The organism is Psychroserpens mesophilus, assembly GCF_050617655.1.
Classification (GTDB): Bacteria; Bacteroidota; Bacteroidia; order Flavobacteriales; family Flavobacteriaceae; genus Psychroserpens; species Psychroserpens mesophilus_A.
In genome coordinates this window covers 246,161-265,325 of the sequence record NZ_JBODQC010000003.1, presented here as the reverse complement: position 1 = coordinate 265,325, position 19,165 = coordinate 246,161, and the positions used below count along the sequence as shown (strand labels likewise).

The 19,165-nt window shown below is 32.0% G+C and carries 9 protein-coding genes; 3 read left to right on the top strand and 6 right to left on the bottom strand.

Features of this window, described 5'->3' with window-relative positions; translation table 11 throughout:
• Positions 1–289: 289 nt before the first annotated feature.
• From ACRHNM_RS07835 to ACRHNM_RS07810, 6 genes are all read right to left on the bottom strand, one after another.
• Positions 290–1,291: a PorP/SprF family type IX secretion system membrane protein gene (locus ACRHNM_RS07835; protein WP_431135346.1), complete on the bottom strand. Its 1,002-nt coding sequence runs from the start codon at positions 1,289–1,291 to the stop codon at positions 290–292.
• A gap of 10 nt (positions 1,292–1,301) precedes the next feature.
• Positions 1,302–7,070 carry a PKD domain-containing protein gene (locus ACRHNM_RS07830; RefSeq protein ID WP_431135344.1) on the bottom strand — a complete coding sequence of 1,923 codons (5,769 nt, stop codon included), beginning with the start codon at positions 7,068–7,070 and terminating at the stop codon, positions 1,302–1,304.
• Between the two features lie 518 nt (positions 7,071–7,588).
• Positions 7,589–11,497, bottom strand: coding sequence for a T9SS type A sorting domain-containing protein (locus tag ACRHNM_RS07825; RefSeq protein ID WP_431135342.1), 3,909 nt, complete (start codon positions 11,495–11,497; stop codon positions 7,589–7,591).
• 429 nt (positions 11,498–11,926) lie between these two features.
• Positions 11,927–12,592 carry a response regulator gene (locus tag ACRHNM_RS07820; protein WP_431135340.1) on the bottom strand — a complete coding sequence of 222 codons (666 nt, stop codon included), beginning with the start codon at positions 12,590–12,592 and terminating at the stop codon, positions 11,927–11,929.
• Between the two features lie 2 nt (positions 12,593–12,594).
• Positions 12,595–14,259 carry a tetratricopeptide repeat-containing sensor histidine kinase gene (locus tag ACRHNM_RS07815; protein ID WP_431135338.1) on the bottom strand — a complete coding sequence of 555 codons (1,665 nt, stop codon included), beginning with the start codon at positions 14,257–14,259 and terminating at the stop codon, positions 12,595–12,597.
• A 34-nt stretch (positions 14,260–14,293) separates the two neighbouring features.
• The gene (locus tag ACRHNM_RS07810) at positions 14,294–14,467 is read right to left on the bottom strand and encodes a hypothetical protein (protein ID WP_431135337.1); all 174 of its coding nucleotides are present in this window, start codon (positions 14,465–14,467) and stop codon (positions 14,294–14,296) included.
• A 331-nt stretch (positions 14,468–14,798) separates the two neighbouring features.
• On the opposite strand from ACRHNM_RS07810, the gene ACRHNM_RS07805 reads away from it, so the two are divergent.
• From ACRHNM_RS07805 to ACRHNM_RS07795, 3 genes are all read left to right on the top strand, one after another.
• Positions 14,799–15,662, top strand: coding sequence for a hypothetical protein (locus tag ACRHNM_RS07805; RefSeq protein WP_431135335.1), 864 nt, complete (start codon positions 14,799–14,801; stop codon positions 15,660–15,662).
• A gap of 430 nt (positions 15,663–16,092) precedes the next feature.
• Complete coding sequence (locus ACRHNM_RS07800) at positions 16,093–16,539, top strand: hypothetical protein (protein WP_431135333.1); 447 nt, start codon at positions 16,093–16,095, stop codon at positions 16,537–16,539.
• Between the two features lie 280 nt (positions 16,540–16,819).
• Entirely contained in the window at positions 16,820–18,664 is a 1,845-nt protein-coding gene (locus ACRHNM_RS07795) for a cystathionine beta-synthase (protein WP_431135331.1), read from the top strand.
• The last annotated feature ends 501 nt before the right edge of the window (positions 18,665–19,165 follow it).

Here is a 19,165-nt window from a genome sequence, read left to right as displayed (position 1 = left end):
ATATGGATATGATACGCTATATACACGCTATACCTTTTTTATAAAGACTTATTAAGCAGAGAGTTAACACTAAAAAGGATTAATTGAAAGGTTTGATTGAGATTACTATAACTTTAAAGGCTGTTAATTTTTAAATTGTTAATGGTTATGTATATTGTTGAAACAGATTTTTGATTGATTTACTTTTATTTTAATGTGATTTTAATTGTTTGATTAGTCTGTTGACTGTTTTGTATGAAATAAGATTTGCAACATTTTTTTTAGTTGGGTTTTATTTATAGTTTATGGACTATCGTTTTCTACTTCTATCGGTATTGCATCTGCGACATCTAGAAAGGTAAGTTAGGGAGAACTCATAAACTCCTCTTGTGTTTCCAATTTTGGAAGTGTTCATATCATATGACATACCGAATCTAAATTGGGTATATTCTAAACCTAGAAATGCATTTACAGATGTTAATAAGTGGCTATTATTGTCATTACGTGCTGGGTTTGTAGCGGCAGTGAGACCAACAAGAAATTGGTTTACTTGAAATAGTGTTCCTATGTCTAATCTATTATACTGACCTTGTTGCATGTAATTAGCAGTCATCATAATACTATAATCGTTTAAAAAAGGAAACCTAAAATTACCATGTATTGAGTAAAATATATTTAGTGGTACTTTTTCACCTTCAACAAATGAAATATTGGGTCTATTAAGATGTTTAACTGAGGCTCCAAACCAATATGTAATGCCATTAAATTCGGTTTTTTCAAATACAATTCCGGTTGAGAAATCTATAAAATACCGATTGCCTGTGTTATTACTTAAAGGATCTACAGAAACTGGGTTAACAACACCTGTATTAATATTAATTTGGTCTGCTAATGTAAGGTTACCAAATCTGTTACTTTTACTTCCAACACCTACTTCTATACCAGGTCTAAAAAACCATCCTCCGTTTAAGTTAACCCGATGAGCATAATTTGCATTTATTTGAATGTAATTGTAATTATTAAAGGATTCATGTTGCCATGTTGCATTAACTCCCACACCAAAGCCTAAACTTGGACCATAATCAAAAGATTTGTTTACGAATGCGTATTGTGTAGTTAAGTTTAGGTCTAAACTTGGCCATTGTAATCGACTTAAGACACCTGCATAAATTCTTTCGTTATCCTCAAAACCAGAAAACCCTGGGTTTAAAGTTTCCTGGACATAATTAGATTGCGTAAAAATAGGATCTTGAGCTTTTGCAGTATATATGCTTACAAAGCATGCTATAATGAGGATTGTTTTAAAATTCATTCTGATTCGATTATTTAATAAATACAAAAGCTCCTTGTTGTTTAATTACATCTTCATAGAATGTACTAGCAGAAAAGGTGTAATAATAATTACCATTTTCAGCTTCTTCGTCATTTACTTTACCATCCCAACCTCGTAAATCGTCACCAGATTCGGAATAAATAAGGCTTCCCCATGTATCGTATATATTAAGTTCTAATCTGTTTAATCCAATATACTCAGGACCAAAAAAATCGTTAAGATTATCTTCATTTGGCGTAAAGGCATTAGGCATAATAAGTTTGTATCCTTTCTCGACAATAAGTGTGACTACTTTTGTATATACACAGCCAAAAGGATAGGTTACTGTTTGCGTAACGACATAGCTTCCTACTTGTAGATAGGTGTGTACTGGGTTTTCCTCTCCTGTAAAACTACCATCACCAAAATCCCATAACACACTCACATAATCCCCTGTTGCTGTATTTGTAAATTGAATAGGATCTTGAATCGCAAAAATGCCATAATTAGTAGAACCGAACGACGATGCTTCAAAGTCGGGATCTCCAAGCACAGGTGTTTCTACATTAAAATCATAGCTAATAGAACAGCCTAAACTGTCTGTAACTTCAAGTATGACTAGACCGTTTACATCAGTGGTCATCAATTCATTATTTAAACCACTAACTGTTCCGCTTGACCAGTTATACACAAAAGGAGGAACTCCACCACTTGCCACAGCTACAAAGGTTTGATTTACTGTGTGCGCCTCACAATCTACTTCAGATTGTGTATCGACTTGGAGCACTAAAGGTTCAAACCTACTGACATTCCAACTTCCTTCGATATCACAACCATTGGCATCAGTAACGACAACAGTATAATTGTTAGGTGGAACATTAACTAAATCTTCGGTTATAGTTCCGTTAGACCAAACCACATCAAAAGGAGGCGTGCCACCTTGAATCAATAAATTAATAGCACCACTATTTGTATCCTCACAATCGAGGGCATTTGTAACATTAGCGGATACGGTTAGTGGTAATATATTAAATATGGTAAAACTATCTTGAATGACGCAAGGGGTTCCGTCTGTTATAGTAACGGAATAGGTGCCTGGAGCTAAATTATTACGTTCTACTCCTGCTGAAGCATCATCATCCCAAACAACAGTAACAGGATCTATTCCTCCTTGAAAATTAAGGGTGATACTGGCATCATTTTCCCCAGAACAAGACATTTGAGTTACTACAGGATCAATTAAGAATATTGGTGGTTCTTCAATAACAATTGGGAATGCTCTAGAGCAATTTTCGGCATCTGTAATTGTAATTGTATAAGTTCCACCAGATAAATTGTTTTGGCTGTTACCTGTTCCGAAATTACTCCAAGCAATAGTGTAAGGTGAAACTCCTCCAGAAATATTGTTGATTGTAATAGATGCGTCATTATCTCCATAGCATTCGATTTCTGTAGCGGTTACGTCGATAGTAATTTCATTGTTTTGAATTATTGTGAGATCAAGTGTATCTGTACATCCAGAGTTATCGGTTACTGTTACAGTATATGTACCTGCCATTAGGTTATTAATATTTTGATTGGCACTTGTAAATCCGTTAGGACCTATCCAGGAATATGTATAATTTGGTCTACCTCCAGCTACATTAATTTCTATAGTGCCTGTAGATTGCCCGTAACATAGTACATTAGTTTGTGTATTTAAAGAGACTTGTAATAATGGAGGTTCTTGAATTAAAAAGCTTTGTGTAATTGGACCACAATTATTAGCATCTGTAACTGATACTTCATAAGTTGCTGGTGCTAAGCTTGAAATGTCTTGATCGTTGGAAAATGGCAGTCCGTTTAAAGTCCAATTATAAGTATATGGTAACGTTCCTCCTTCAACAGAAATATTAATTTCACCATCGTTAGCGCCAAAGCAGGAAATGGTTTGTGGGTCAAAATCTATGGTACCAAAAACTAAATCTTCAGGTTCTGAAACTATAAATGTTTCAGAATAAGGGCAACCACCATCATCTTCTATATTTAATGTATATGTTCCTACTTCAAGATTAAAGATATCTTCATCTGAACTAGTAAATCCATTTGGACCAGTCCATGTGACATTGTAAGGGTTCCCGTTTGTAAATGGTACACCACCAACTATTGTAATTTGGACAGATGCATTATTAGATTGAAAACAGTTATTATTTGTAGGTATAGATGTTACTGATATTGAAGGATTAACAGTTACAACGACTTGAAAATTGGCTCCTACACAATCACCTGAAGTTGGTGTTATGGTATATGTAACAGTTGCAGGGTTTGTAGTTGTATTAATTAAGAGTTGAGAAATGTTTGATGTATTTGTTGATTGCTCTGTAGCTCCTGTAATACTACCAGCAGGATTGACTATTGGTGTTGACCATGTATAAGTTGTATTAGCAGGGACAGTGTCTCCATTGGAATTATTTGGTATGTATTGAAAAGTATTGTCGCTACAAATTAAAAAATCTGCATCACTAATATTAGGAGTTTCATTGACTATGATTTCTGAAGTTTCTGAAATAATTTCGGAACAACCTCCTGAATTTAAAGTAATAATACAATAGTAATAGGTTGTTCCAACCATAGTGACATTTGGACTATATGTAGAAGCTGTGGCACCTATAATAGCAGTTCCTGAAGTATTGTTATTTATGGTGTTCTCATACCATTGATAGGTTGGCGCACCAGAACCGTTAGTGTAAGACACCGATAAATCGGCAGTAGTTTCGCCTAGACATAATTCATCTGATATGGGCTGACTTGTAAATTGTGCTGCTGCTGTAACCTCAACCGCTCCTATTGAACTAGTTACTTCACAACCTGAAACATCTTGAGTGATGATGCAATAGTAAAACAAAGTTCCAACAACTGTTGTTGGAGGTGTGTACATGTTAGAAGTAGCTCCTGCAATGAGTGTTCCTCCAACAGTGGTATTGGTTGTATTTACGTACCATTGATAGGATATGTTACCCAAACCATCTGAAATAGTAACTTCTAAATCAATAGGTAATGAATTTTGACATAAACTTTGAGACGTTTCTGGTTGATTGGTTACTGTTGGATCATCTACAACGATAACTTCTACGACATCACTTATTAGATTTGAACAACCGCTCACGCCATAATTAATTTCTGCATAAAAATAATAAGTTCCAGATGTAGTAAAAGCAGGAGGTGTAAATGTTGCATTTGTAGCTCCTGAAATGAGGGTTCCACCAGAATTAGTATTTGTTGAATTACTGTACCATTGATAAGTTGGAGTACCTGCTCCTCCAGAAGTCGTTATTGATAATTCTTCAGCGAGACCATCAACACATATGGATTGTGTGTTAGTAGGTTGTGTATCTATTTGAGATACCTCTTTCACTCCAATTAATGCTGTATCTGAAATGATTTCATTACAACCACCAGTTGAAAATGTAATGATAATATAGTAATACGTATCTCCTACTGTATCTGTAGGAGGAGAAAATGTTTGAGATGTAGCACCCGCAATAGCAGTACCTGTAGTTGTATTATCAATAGTATTTTCATACCATTGATAAATTGGTGTTCCTGTACCTTGATAAGACACTGTTAAATCTGGAGTTGTACCATTAAGGCAAACTTCGTCAGGTAAAGGTTGTACTGTTATTATAGGAGCTGGCTCCACTAAAACATCAAAATTAAGAGCATCTCCAACACAACTACCAATTTGTGGTACAACTGTATATGTAAGTGTTATAGGCCCATTTGTTGTATTTATTAATGTCTGTACTGGTATTTCATCTGTCGTACCTGAAGGTAAATACCCAGTTAAACCAGAAGGGTTATTAGATGTCCATGTATAGGTTGTGTTAGCTGTGTCAGACATTAAATTTACAGCAACTGTGTCTGCACCAGAGCAAATGGTTTGACTGGTGTCTGTGTTAGTGATTGTAGGAACTGGTGATATTACAAACGCTTCAGTATCTATATTTGTACCACAATTACTAGACACCTCTAAGCTTAAAACATAACTATTAGACGTATAAAAAGTAATTTCAGGAAACTCAGAAGTTGCATCTGTACCATTTATAAATTCCCAATCTGTTGGTGATACTCCAACATCAATACTCCAATTATAAGTTACTACATCAGGCCCACAACCATTTACTGTGGGTGTAGGAGAAACCAAGGCTGAAGACCCACAAAAATCAACTATTTCAGAAATTTCTACTTGAGGAGGTGCTTTTACTAATATTTCTTGTGGAACACTAGCTGTAATTCCACATGAATTTGTTCCTTGAAGGATGATTTCATAAGTTCCTGGGGTTGTAAATTCAATTTCAGGAGAATCAGAGTTAGTGTTTGTTCCATTAATAAAATTAGCCCCATTAGTTGTTCCACAAAAACTTGGTGAATAATTAATAATCCATTCAAAAGTTGGGACGCCGCATTGGTTTACAATATTAGTTGTATTACTAAAAGTACTAGTAAAAGGCGCACAGCCTTCAAGATTATTAACTATAAACTCAGGAGTTAAAGGCTCCTCAACACATATCTCTTGAGTTACAGGATCTGTTTGTCCGCAATAGTTTACTGCATATAACGATATTGTATAAGTTCCAGAAGTAGAATAAGAATGAACTGGTTCAAAATCAGTATAAGTTGTTCCGTCACCCATATCCCAAAACCAATTAGCATTAGTAGTACAACCTGGATTAAAACCACTACTAGATGTATTATTTATTTGTATGTTCTCATTGACACAAGTTGATTCTTCAACATCAAAACTCACTTCTGGTTTTTCAAGAATAGTGATTGGACCTGCCGTTAAATTAGAAGTTCCACATGATGTTATAATATCTAAAAGAACAGTATAACTTGCATTCGGACAATTAGACTCAGTGTAAGCGTGTGGAATTGGATAATCCAATGAACTTTCAGGATTTGAACTATTATAATATGAAGATGATTCTAATTCAGTTTGTGTTAATATAAAATTTGTTCCATCTCCAAAATCGACATCATAGACAGTATCTGGAGGATTTAAACCCCAATTACTAACTGCAAATGCTAATGGACTTATAGGCGCACATAAATCTACTGTAGATCCAGGAGTAACTATTCCACCTGTTGGGTTACTCGAGTTTTTTACCGTATATCTAACTTGTGATTGACAGCCATTGTCGCCTACAGCAGTAATAACCATATTAAATGAACCTAAACTTGTATACGTATGCGCTAATGGAAAGGACACATTACTTTCAGAATTTCCATCTCCCCAATTTATAGAATAGGAAGTCACACAACTATCAGAACTTGGATCAATACCAACTAATACATTGTAATCAATACTTGCGGCATTACAATTTTCAAATGGTACACCAAACCCTGCATTAAGATCTACAAAGCTAATGTTTGGCTTTCTTATGACAGTTACAGTATGTGAAATATTACTTGAAACTCCGTTGTCATCAGTTACTGTTAGCGTTACATTAAAATTTTGAGTTCCACCACATCCAAAAGCCTGAAATGCATGATTAGGGTTTTGTTGTGTGGACGTTGAACCATCTCCAAAATTCCATGCATAATCAAAAGGACCATCACCTGTTACTGTAGAAGTAAAAGACACACTTTGACCTGAGCAAACATTATTATTGTTAAACGTAAAATCTACTACTGGAGGAGCAAATAAAAATTCATCAAATTTAATTTTATTAAAAGCAATTGCAGAAGTTATTATAATAAAAAAGGTTATCCCTAAATAAACGTATTTATTATTCCTCATAACTTAATGGTGGTTAATTATTTAAAGAATTTTAATTTTTGTCAATTTATACTAATTAAATCTACGAATTGCCCTTTTTCGATGAACGCATCTAATTATCGGTAAATTCATTATTTGATTCTTTTCTGAAAAATATTAAGATCAAATAATCATTTTTTCTATTGTTTGAAGATAAAACTGACCTATTCACATGTTAAATACACTCAATACTGTATGTACAAACTTTTCAAAAATGATATGATTGGTTTAATTACCAGTTTACAATGTATCAAACACTTATAATCCATTCAACACCTTCTACTGGGTAATTTTTCAAATAAGATTATTATGATTTTAAAATTACACTTTTCAAAAATTCATAACCCAGAAGTTACAAGTTCCAATTTTGTTCTCACTACAACATTAAAACCTAGGACGTTTGATCTAGTTTTACCTGTATTAATACTAAAATCCTTAATCTAAGATTGCTATTATAAAATACATCTCCCTGTTTAAACTAGGCTTTTATATCTATTACTTTAGTTAATAACTACTTTTTGTGTTTTTTGATATGAAGTATTATTAAGATTTATAATATAAACACCATCACTAACCGCAGAAACATCAATACGGTTTTCAACCTCAGCATTATTAAGTTGAATTGACATTACATTTCTACCTTGTAAATCATAAAGATTTAAAACTGTAGGTTCTATTAACTGTCCACTTACCACTATTTCTTTAGGTGTAGTTAAAGTGAAAACAATTAATTTTTCTAGATTATTATGGATCGTTGATAAAACATCTTCTGAAATTCTTATAAAAAAACGACCTGTACCAGATAATGCTATTGAAGGAGTAATTATGTAATCCAGCTCAGTTAACAATGTTATGGTGTTTGTTAGTGTATCTTCAAGATATATATTAACTGATGCTGGCAAAGTTGAGTCTGAAATACTAAAGGTTAACTGTTCACCCTGGTTTGCAGTAACACCTAATGGTATTGTTATATCTGATAGATTTGATACATTAAGAGCTTGTAAAGCAATAGCATTATCGCTATTATCTTCTACTAAATGCGAATAGAGAGCAAAATTAGGTGCAACTCCTCCCCAAATTTCAGCATCATATCCAAAATCGAAACCCAAACTTGAATTATTATTAAAGTAAAAATCAGTAGTATATGAATTATTAGAAGTACTTGCTTTTAGTTTTAAATACATCAATTCTGCATTACGACCTTCTATAAAGTCATCTTCTGATCCAGTAGTTCTCATGGCTGGAGTAAATTCTAAATCGTAAAGTGCTGTTTTATCTGGATGAGCACTCACAAAAAACCCTTGCCCTGGCGTTACAACTGTTGATGCGTTTGTATTTGCCAAATTATAAATAGTCCAACCATCAAGAGCACTTCCATCATATCCATAAATAGCAGCGGTTCCTGTGTCGAATAATTCTAAATTAGTAACACCACCTACATCATGATTCAAAAATGCTTGAACATTTAAATAAGAAGGATATGGATTACCAATAAGATTCCATTCTGCTTCATGAGTTCCATAATTTTCAATATCTATAATTACAGTTTCTGAATTTGCCTCTCCTGTAAATGTAAATGTATCGTTATTAGTAGAAGCTGATCTATAACCTATACCAGGATTAAGCATAGAAGTTTCTGTATTACTGTACATTACATAAGACCCCGTTCCTTTATCAAATGGTCCGAATAAGTATAATGTATCGTCATTATTTCTTAAAATATTAGAATTAGAACTAGCAAATTCGTTAAATGGTTGACCTACTAATGGTGCAGATATAAGATCGTTACCTCCTGTTATTCCAGAACCATTAATATTAACATGGCGCTTATATTCTAAAACACCTATAATTGACCCATTGCGTATTAAACTCGAATAACTTGTTGAGTTAGATTCAAATGTTAGCCCATTAACAGCAGTAAGCTCTACTCCAGTGTCAACTGTAAGACTTGCTCCTACACTTACGTTTACGCTATTACAAATTGTAGAAGTATTAATAGTCGCATCTCCTGAAACAATAACAATATCATCACTAGAAGTGGAGATTCCATTTGGATCACTTGGTAACCAAGAATCGCTGTAGGTATAAGTTGTAGAAGTCACATTGGATATAGCTCCTATGCTTAAGCTATTTCCTAATGTATTTCCTAATAAGTCATGTGTAATTCCTAGAGAAGCATAATCTATATAATAGCCTTCATCTGTTAACACAGGCGTTGCGTCAGTTTCTAACCATTTACCACTTGTATCTGTAAATTCAGCCACAAGTACAGGCAATGTATTTACAACTTCTGAAGTGCTATCTGGATTTGAAACACCATCTAAATCGGTAAAATCGCCAGAATTCCCTAACACTGTTCTCCAAGTTGCTATATTATTTCCTGCTCCTAAATTAAATATTGCAGATGGTGAATTACTTATAGGCGTTATATAATATCTATTATACCCTATTATTCCTTTAGCATTGGTTAATGATAAATTAGTAAAACTCATTATGTTCATTACTGAAGTTGTACTAATATTTTGATTATAATGTAATAACATTAAATTATTAACAAATTTAAAATTACCTCCATCGCCATTTTGATGCACAAAGGCATGACCTGGTTGGTCTCTAGATAACGGATAAGGGTCATTATCTATATGTCTAGGACTAGCGAAAACTGTATTGTTAGCAATTAAAATTGGTCTAGTTGCGTCATAATCACCTTGACCATTTAAAATACTAATAGTATTAACTATTGTATTCTTAATTTCATTAAAAGCAAATACAGCATCATGTGCATCAGAAAAAATACTGACTGCTAAATAACTATCTTCTATTGTATTTCTATAAACTAAAGCTCTCTCTTTTAAACCTATTGCTCCTCCTAACCCAGAACCTCCTAATCCCAATCCAGGATTACTAGCCTCTGTTGTACCATAATCTACACCACTCCAATTGTCATAAAGTTTATTGTCTCTAAAGATTGCATTTGTAACAGTTGCTCCTGATGATTTTGAAAATTCACAATGCTCAACTAGCATTTCATTATTGACTAATATATTTGCATGTCTCCAATGTAGGTTTCTAATTTCTGTATAATCTCCAAAAGAAGGGATTTGATTTGTACCTATACTTATGTTTTGTAAAGCAGGATTAGTGTCATCCCATAGTCTAATGTAAAAATAAGTTCCATCTTCAAACCAACAACCACTTTGATTCTCCATATTGGCAAGTAAAAAAGTTTCTCGCATTGCTTTATTATAACCTTCTTGCCAGGCACCAGTTGCATAATTCACATTACTTAATGACATTCTATATATCCCATTTAAAGCATCATAAATTTCCCAATCTAAAGGATTAACTTTCATACTAGAATCTATAATTGGCATACTTCCTTCACCATAAGCATCTATTATATTAAAGAGTGTTGGAATATATGCTCCATTTAAAGCCGTTTTATGTGGCCTTGATAACCTTTCTATCTTATGAGTAACCCCTTTTTTATATAATATTTTATCGCCTTTACCAAAAAGATTATTATTATCAATCAGGTTATAAGTATAAGGTGTTGGTCCATCTATATAATTAGTAGCACCATCAGGATCAAAAGGCTCAGAATGTCTCCCTGTCCAATTACTTTTATCTAAAGCGGATAAATTTACACCATTATAATTAGTATTCTCTATTGAACTATAATCAACAAACTGAGTAACATAAGTTCCTATCCCATTTGAATTAGTTACAATATCTTGAAAGTGATTTGTGTTAACACTTAATGCTGAATACTGAACCTTATAACCTACAACGTTATCTCCAGCACCTCCCAATGTAATATATCTTAAATCTTGATTTTTAGCTGTCATTTGACCATAAGAAATTCCGTTTACAAAAAACTCTACAGTTAGATTAACTCTATCTAATATCATCCCATATTTATACCATGTGCCTGCATTTGTCCAATTACTCATATCTTGATAACCTCCTTGTGAATTTCCGTATGGTTTCCACCTCAAAGTTGAGGCATTATGATTAAATAGTATTTGAGCTGCTTCATTTGCTTCAATAGCTGATCCAACTTCTAAATGATGTGTATAACTAGTAGCACCAGCATCTTTAATAATAGACGAATACCATTGAACATATAGCTTATCATAAGCTTGCCCTAAATCGATAGCAGCAGTTACCGAACCACCTTCAACATGATCTATCGTTAAAGCATTTGTGACTTCTGGTGTTATCGTCCCTATAATTGGAGAAACTGTTACTGTGCCATTGGTTTCATTTAATATTAATCCTGTTAAGTCATCGAAGTTATTGATGTAAACTTGTCCTTCGATATCTGTATTATCAATTCCTTGGGCTTTTATTTTTATAGGTTGTAGAAAAATAAAAACAGAAACAAAAAATAAAACTAATTTATTCATTATCAATTAATTTTGGTTGTAATTCTTAAAATCACAAACCTAAATCTTTTTGTAAGTCATAGCTTACGGGAAACCATAACTCATGTAAAAACATGAAATTTATTTATGTATTTTAGCTTAGAAATTACTTTAAAGTAATTACGAATAATGCGTTGTATGCTTTGAACAAATGCTGATTAAATTATAAAAAATCTCACTCAATTTTATTAGGAAAATAAGACCAACTAAACTAGATAACAGTAGCCAAATAAAAGCTAATTTGATAACCTTCTATGATTTGTTTTATCTTTTTAAAATTGTTTTCTTTATTTAATTTTTGAAGTATAATTGAGCTAAACTCATTTTTTAAGTACTAAAAATGAATGTATTGTTGCTTTTTTTTGAAACCAGTAAAAAACTCTTTGTGTTGTTTTTACTTAATGCTAGTTTTTATATCAATCCTAAATCTTTAGCTGTAGAGACTAAATGAATGGCATTATTCGCTTTAAATTGTATGCGTAATTTATTTAATCGTTTTTCAATGGTGCTTAAACTATTTGGAGACACATCATTTGATTTCAATTTACTACTAATCTCTTCTTGTGACAACCCTTTTGATAATAGTTTCAAAAGATGAATGTCATAGTCTTCAATTTCTAAATCTACTCTCGGACTTAAAGCTCCTGAAACTTGTGGTGATAAATAGCATTGTTTTTTAGATACTGCCATTATAGCTTCTTCTAATTCTCTAGACCCTTTACGATCTTTACAGACATAAGCATTAACATTAAAGTTTTTGACAAGCTGACGTACTTTTTGAAGTTGATCTTTCATCGAATACACAATGATAGACATATCAGGAAACTCTAGCCTTAGCTTTTCTATTAACTCTTCGCCTGAATCAAGGTCTATATTACGATGATCTCTTTTAAATGACAAATCAGTGATTAGTAAATCAAATGCTTCATTGTCTAATTCTGCTCTTTTAATTTTTAAAAAAGCCTCATCGCAGTACTGAGATCGCTCAACAGAACTTACTTTAAGCTTAGATAAGATTTGAGCAATACTGCTTAATATGGCATCATGATCGTCATTAATTAAAACTCTCTGGAACATTATTAAATAGTGATTTTAGTTTTAAAGCCTTTATTTGGTTTTGTATCAAAAATAATGGTTCCATTAATTGCTTGAATACGGTTTTCCGTATTCTGAAGTCCGTTGCCTAATTTTAATGAGCTTCCTATACCATTATCATTGTAAGTAATATGTAGTTTTTTCTTGTCTTTATGAAACACTAGAGCAACAATCGAAGCTTTACTGTGCTTTTTCATATTGATCAACAATTCTTGAATTGCTTTATAAATTGTCGTTCTATGAATCTCAGGAAACTCATCCCAATGTATCTCAGAAATACCTTTGACAATAATGTTCGCTTGTGAATCTTGAAAATTTTCTATCAACTCCGCCAAGTGTTCATTGAAAGGATAAGCATCATTTAAGGCGACGTGTTCTTTTGAAATATCTCGGGTTCTATAATATAGACTTTGCAATTCATTAATCACATGAGTCTCAATCTGATCTTCATGTTCTACTTTAGTCATTAATTGAAAGACATCATTAGCTACCTCATCGTGTAACTTTTTTGAAATTCTAGATTCGGTATTATAGACTTCTTGAAGCTTTTCTTTTTTGTGTCTTGAAGTAATTATAAAATATAAAAAAACGGATACTAATAAAATAATAATACCAATAGATAAGTATATGATCTTTAAGTATCGTTGTTCCTCTTCTCTTAGGTTGCTCTGAATAGCTTTTCTTTTAGACTCTGATAAATCATATTTCAATAGCGCAAACTTATTAGTACTTTCTTTCTGAGCTTTGTATAAACTATCATTTAGTTTTTTATATGCAATGGCATAATTATCGTCACTCATATCTGTTAATAAACTAAGAGCATTTCTTTTATAAGTTGCAGAATTAATGCTATTGGATAATTCATAGGCCTTTAAAGCATATTCTTTCGATTTTATATTATTTCCTATTCGAAAATAATATTCTGCTAAATGAGAATAACTAGTATAAATCGTTGAAGTATCTTTCAAGGATTCTCTAATTTCTAAAGCTCTCAACATCAAAGATAAACCATCACTAGTATTCATATTAGATTTAACAACACCTAAGTTGTCTAAAATGAGTGCTTTCTGAAGTGAATCTTTTACTCTAGATATAATTGCTTTCGCTTTTAATAAAGCATCTTGAGCATTTACAAATTCATCGTGATCTTTATATACAACAGCAATATTATTATAGACTAATGCACTATCACTAGAAGACTCAGATGAAGATAGTACCATATTATATAATTCAAGCGACTTTTCTTTATTATTTTGCTCAACATAAATCATCCCAAGAAGATTATCAAAGCTTTTTTTATAACCTTTAATATATTTAATGTTCTTAGTTTCATTTAAAAGTTTTAAAGCCTTTACAATAGTTGTTTCACTTTCATAATATGAACCACTTTTATACTGCAAACTTGCTAAATAATACAAACTATTTACAGCAGAAAAAGTATCATTGTTTTCCAATGCTTTTTTATAATTAGTTTCAAAATAATTATATGTTGTAAAAAAGTCATCTGCATTTTGTGGTTTCAATGCTAACTTGGAATAATAATCTAAATCGTCTTCAAGTTCTTGAGCTAAAACTTCGGTATTAATAACAATAATGAATAGACTACAAATACAATAAAAAAAGAGGAATGAAGTATTGGTTGATTTCATTCCTCTAATCTACTAACAAATTTTGATATATTAATTATCCTCCATTGAGATCACCTCCTCCAGGTGGTGGTGGCGGAGGTGGTGGAATTTCTCCACTTTCTCCACAGCAAGCTTGAGATTCTATTTCTTCAGCTATGTGTTCAGGTGTACAAGATGTGTAGTTTACACCAATAAAAAGTAAGGCAAATAAATACGCTAGTTTCCTCATGATTCTTAAAATTTTGCAAAAAGATGGCCGTACGAGAATTCTCAGATTCATTTTAAAGGCATCCTTTCAGATTATACTTCTGTTATTTTGGGAAGAGGAAAAGCGTACAGTAATTACTAAAAATTGCTTCCCATGTTCAACAATCAGTATATTACTTTACGGTTTTCCGTACGAAACAATTTTGTACTTTAGCTATGTTAGCTGGGCATAGCTTAAATTGATCCTGAAACAAAAATATATTGATATAGAGGTTAATGCATTCTGAAAAACCGAACATTCCGAACATTCCGAACATTCCTAGCTATTCCTTTAAAATCCGAAATAACCGCTTATGAAAACCATCAAAACTTATGAGAATGCTATAAGAGAAAAATATCTTAGTGATAAAAGTTCTGGAGAGCTTAGGCCAAATCTTTTTAATTTAACACGTGGAACTCTAAGAACTGTCTGCATAAACTTAATAGACGAAACCTTATCTGCTGATGATTTATTAGTATTTAATAATTATTTTAAAGTTGGAGAAAACAAAGACTTACGAAGACAAGTTGAAAACTACGACATAGAGGGTTTTAGACCAATTTATAATTTTTTAAAAGGGGATACAGGATCGATCCAATCCTTTGATGCTCTTGAATTGACAGCTGTAATTATTGATTTTCAACTAAGACCTTTTAAAAAATATCGAAATGGGAAAATTGAAAATGAAAAAATTAAACGTGTTGAATACATTTCTGATTTAGAAAATGGAAAATCAACAATCGTTGTCAAACCAAAGAATAAAAAATTCTTTCTTTGGTATAGTACTATGTCTGCTACAAATAAAGTTCTGTTATATATTGGAATAATAACCCTTATAACTTTTGGTGGTATTTCCACTAAACATATCTTAAAAAAAGAAGCTCGATGGATGATATGGCAAGAAGATCATTATATCGAAGTTGGATTCGACACAGAAAAATACAAGCTGAATCAACTTAAATTATATAAAGAAGAAAGAATAAAGAATTTCAAAAAAACAACACCTATTTGTGATACAACTATTTTTTTTAATGAGGATGGTAGTGTGAACATCTGGTATGGAAAGAACAGAGGTAAAGAATTAGAATACTTTACAGCTTTAGGATTACATCCTGAAACTGGAAAAACACTTAAACCAATTACACAGTATATGATTGACAAATATATCTGTGATTGAATAAGAACTTTAAGCTTTAGAAATAAATTTTATAAAATAATTTAGTATATTATATTTTTAATTTCTTTTCTTTAAATTTGATTAAAATATTTCATTAACCAGTGAACATAAACCGCACAAAGTTTAGACACAATTAAGCATATAATGAATTTTTAAAACATTGTAAATCAATTATTTAAAAGCTAAAAATTGATTTATTTGAAATTCATAACCCAGAGGTCAGGAGTTCAAATCTCCTTCTCGCTACAACATTTTAATTGTATGACAATAAACGGTTTAGTTCATTCTAAACCGTTTTTTTTTACAGATGTTTTAGTCTAATTTATATTAACACGGAAAATCACCTAAATAAGATTAACTTTTATATGAAATGAGCTAATAAAGTTAGTTTTTAGAAGCTATATTGATGTGAACTATAAATATTGAAATTATGAAAACTATGTATAGAATTTTAGCTTTAACTGTATTAATATTTTCCTTCTCTTGTAAGAATAAGTCTTCTGAGCAGACAACATCTGGCACTAAAAACCCTATGAATGAAGAATTAACCAATACTCGTAATTATGAGGATGACGGCAACTTTAGAGAAGACGTTTATACATTTGAACATAAAACTGATAGTATAAATGAAAACTGGAATCTTGATAATCCTGAAAGACAAGAGCGCCTGTATTCTAGATTTGATATGACTAAAAATCAGCAAGAACGATACGAAAAGGAACTTCAGGATTGGTGGACTTCTGATGATAATAATCCTTATGATAAAATGTCAACAGATAAACGTATTGAATTTGAAAATGATGTGATGAAGCACCTTCTTGAAGATGAACAATATGAACGTTATAAAGCTTGGGCAGATAATAATGATAAACGGTAAATAACAGATGGATGTAAATAAGTTTTTTACTTTAATTGTTAGTTATATCTAAATTATTAGTTATGAGCTTGCTTGAGGGTCAAACATGTTAGTCTATAATAAGTATTGCTCTACTAAATTTTATTGATTTTCCCTTTGATGCGTCTTCGTTATTCTTATATGCATATAGCATTAATTTTCATGTGTAATCATATGTAAGGATAAGGCAATAAAACCTCTTATAACCTTAAAAAAAAAATCAAATTAATGTATCTTGCCTACCTATTTAACAGGAAGTATTATGAAGGACAATAAAATGCTGAATTACATTGGTAACGTACTAAACAATATGCCAGTCGATTGGCTCAACTTAACAACCCATCGACTTGACATCTATAATGAAACATTAGCTAAGACTCAATTTTTAGATGAGTTTAATATCTTATTTAATAATCATAATTCTGAGTCTTCAGCTTTAAATGAGCTGCCAACTGCTTATGATTACATCAGATTAGGTCACCCACTATCGTGTGTACTCGAATGGGCAATCTCCAATATAAATAATGTAAAGCCAGAAAATGTAATTAGCTTTTCTTCACAAACAATTCCTGTCTTGGCTATTTTAAGAAAAAATTTGTTAGACAACAGAAAAACCCAGATTCATTATATTGGTGAATTGCCAGATGCTTTTGATGCTGAAACTTTAAGAAAAATATATGGTTATACATTTGATTTAAAGCAGATTGATAAAACTTCAGATATTTCAAGGTTTGATGGTAGTACTATTTTTATTTCCCAGCAATATGAAATATCTGCTGTAGACCTTAATCCGAATATTGATTTCCTGGTACATACTTATGCTCACCTTGGAAGCATCCTATTAGTAAATGGTGAAGACAATGAAAGATACATTTCAGAAATTCAACATGTCAGAAGAAGAGAAACAATCTCAATGACACCAGCCAATTGCTTTTCAGTTTTAAAGTCATTAGTAGAGCAATCGTCTTTTAAAGCTAAAAACAGTACTGTAGATACAGATAAAAAGTTAGTATTAGACTCAATTGCCTCAATTACAAATGCGCACACAAAGGCGTTAGTTGGTTCTAGTGGACTATCGGTTCAATATGCCATCATGATGGGACTCATTGATTATGCTCAAAAAAACTATAAAGGCAAAGCTATTAAATTTGTTGTTCCTCCAAATTGCTATGGAGGGACAAATGATCAAGCAAGACGTGTTGCTGCCTGCTTGAATCATGTTAACATAGTAGACTTACCAGTTGATGGTGACAATGATATGGTTAAAAGTATTGAAATTGTTTTAGCTGAAATTGCTGCAGAAGATGCAGTTCCTTTTATCATTGCTGAAATCCCAACAAATCCCAGAGTTGAAGTTCCTGATCTTGTCAAATTAAAACATGTTTTAAGTCTTGAACGTAAAACATCATCTAATGATATTGCTATAGATCCTGTTTTTATTTTAGATCAAACCTTCTGTCCTAATGTACACTTTTTAGGTGAAGAAGATATTCTCTCAACAGTTAGAACCATCTCCTATGCTAGTGGATCGAAATTTCCAAGTGGTGGACAATGTACTGCTGGTTATTGCGTAGGAAACAAAAAAGCAGAGGGTTTGATGGACAAGATAGAAAAACATCTGATGCTTTGTGATAATGAAGCTACAGATTTTCAGTATAATATTCTGGCAAAACAATTGCCTTCGATGAATCAGAGAATTTATGATGCTTATAAGAATACACGTGAATTTGTGAATTTTATCCACGATGTTTTACCAACAGCAAAAATCAATTTTGTTTCCGAAGCATTAGCGAATGAAGGATTTATGCCTTCTGTATTTTCGTTAGACCTTCCTACAAAAGGACATACTGCTGAAGAAAAAGAATCTTATAAAAGAGCATTAAATCATAAACTGATCAATTTAATGATTACAGAAATTCCTAATGAAAGCAAGTACTGTGTAAGCTACGGACAATTAAAGGGCTGCTACTGGACCATACCTGCAACATCAACTCAAGGAACCACTAAAGAAGGTGATAAAGATTATATTGCTCGTGTAGCATTGTCTCCTGATATGGATTTAGAACGTCATAAAAGCATCTTTTTAGATTTTGTTAAACGTATTTAATTTGCTTTAAACTCTTAAGAAATTAACACCTTAGTCTTTGCATTTTATCATGCTTATTTTTAAAAAAAATTATAAGTGATATACTTCACTTAACTTGTAGTTTAATTCATTATGTATATAATATGAGTTGGGTACAAGATCGACCCAAAGTAGACCCGAAGTTTATACGGGTTTGACACGTTATATACACGCTACACCTATGCCACAAACACCTTATTAACAATTAACAAAGGTTTAGCGTTTTTAAGATCTATGGTACAGATTTGCTTAAATTTATTAGAATTTTAAGCTGTATCAATTTTATATATTAGAACTGATAATTTCATTTTAATATGATGATTACTATTGTTTTTTACTATAAGCTATATTTTATCTTCGACATCTAAAAAGATAAGTTAGGAAAAATTTATGAACTCCTGTTGTATTCACAATTTTTAGGTTGTTAGGAATTAAATTTTGACAGAGTTTTTGAGACATCTCTGGCTGATTGGTTACTGTTGA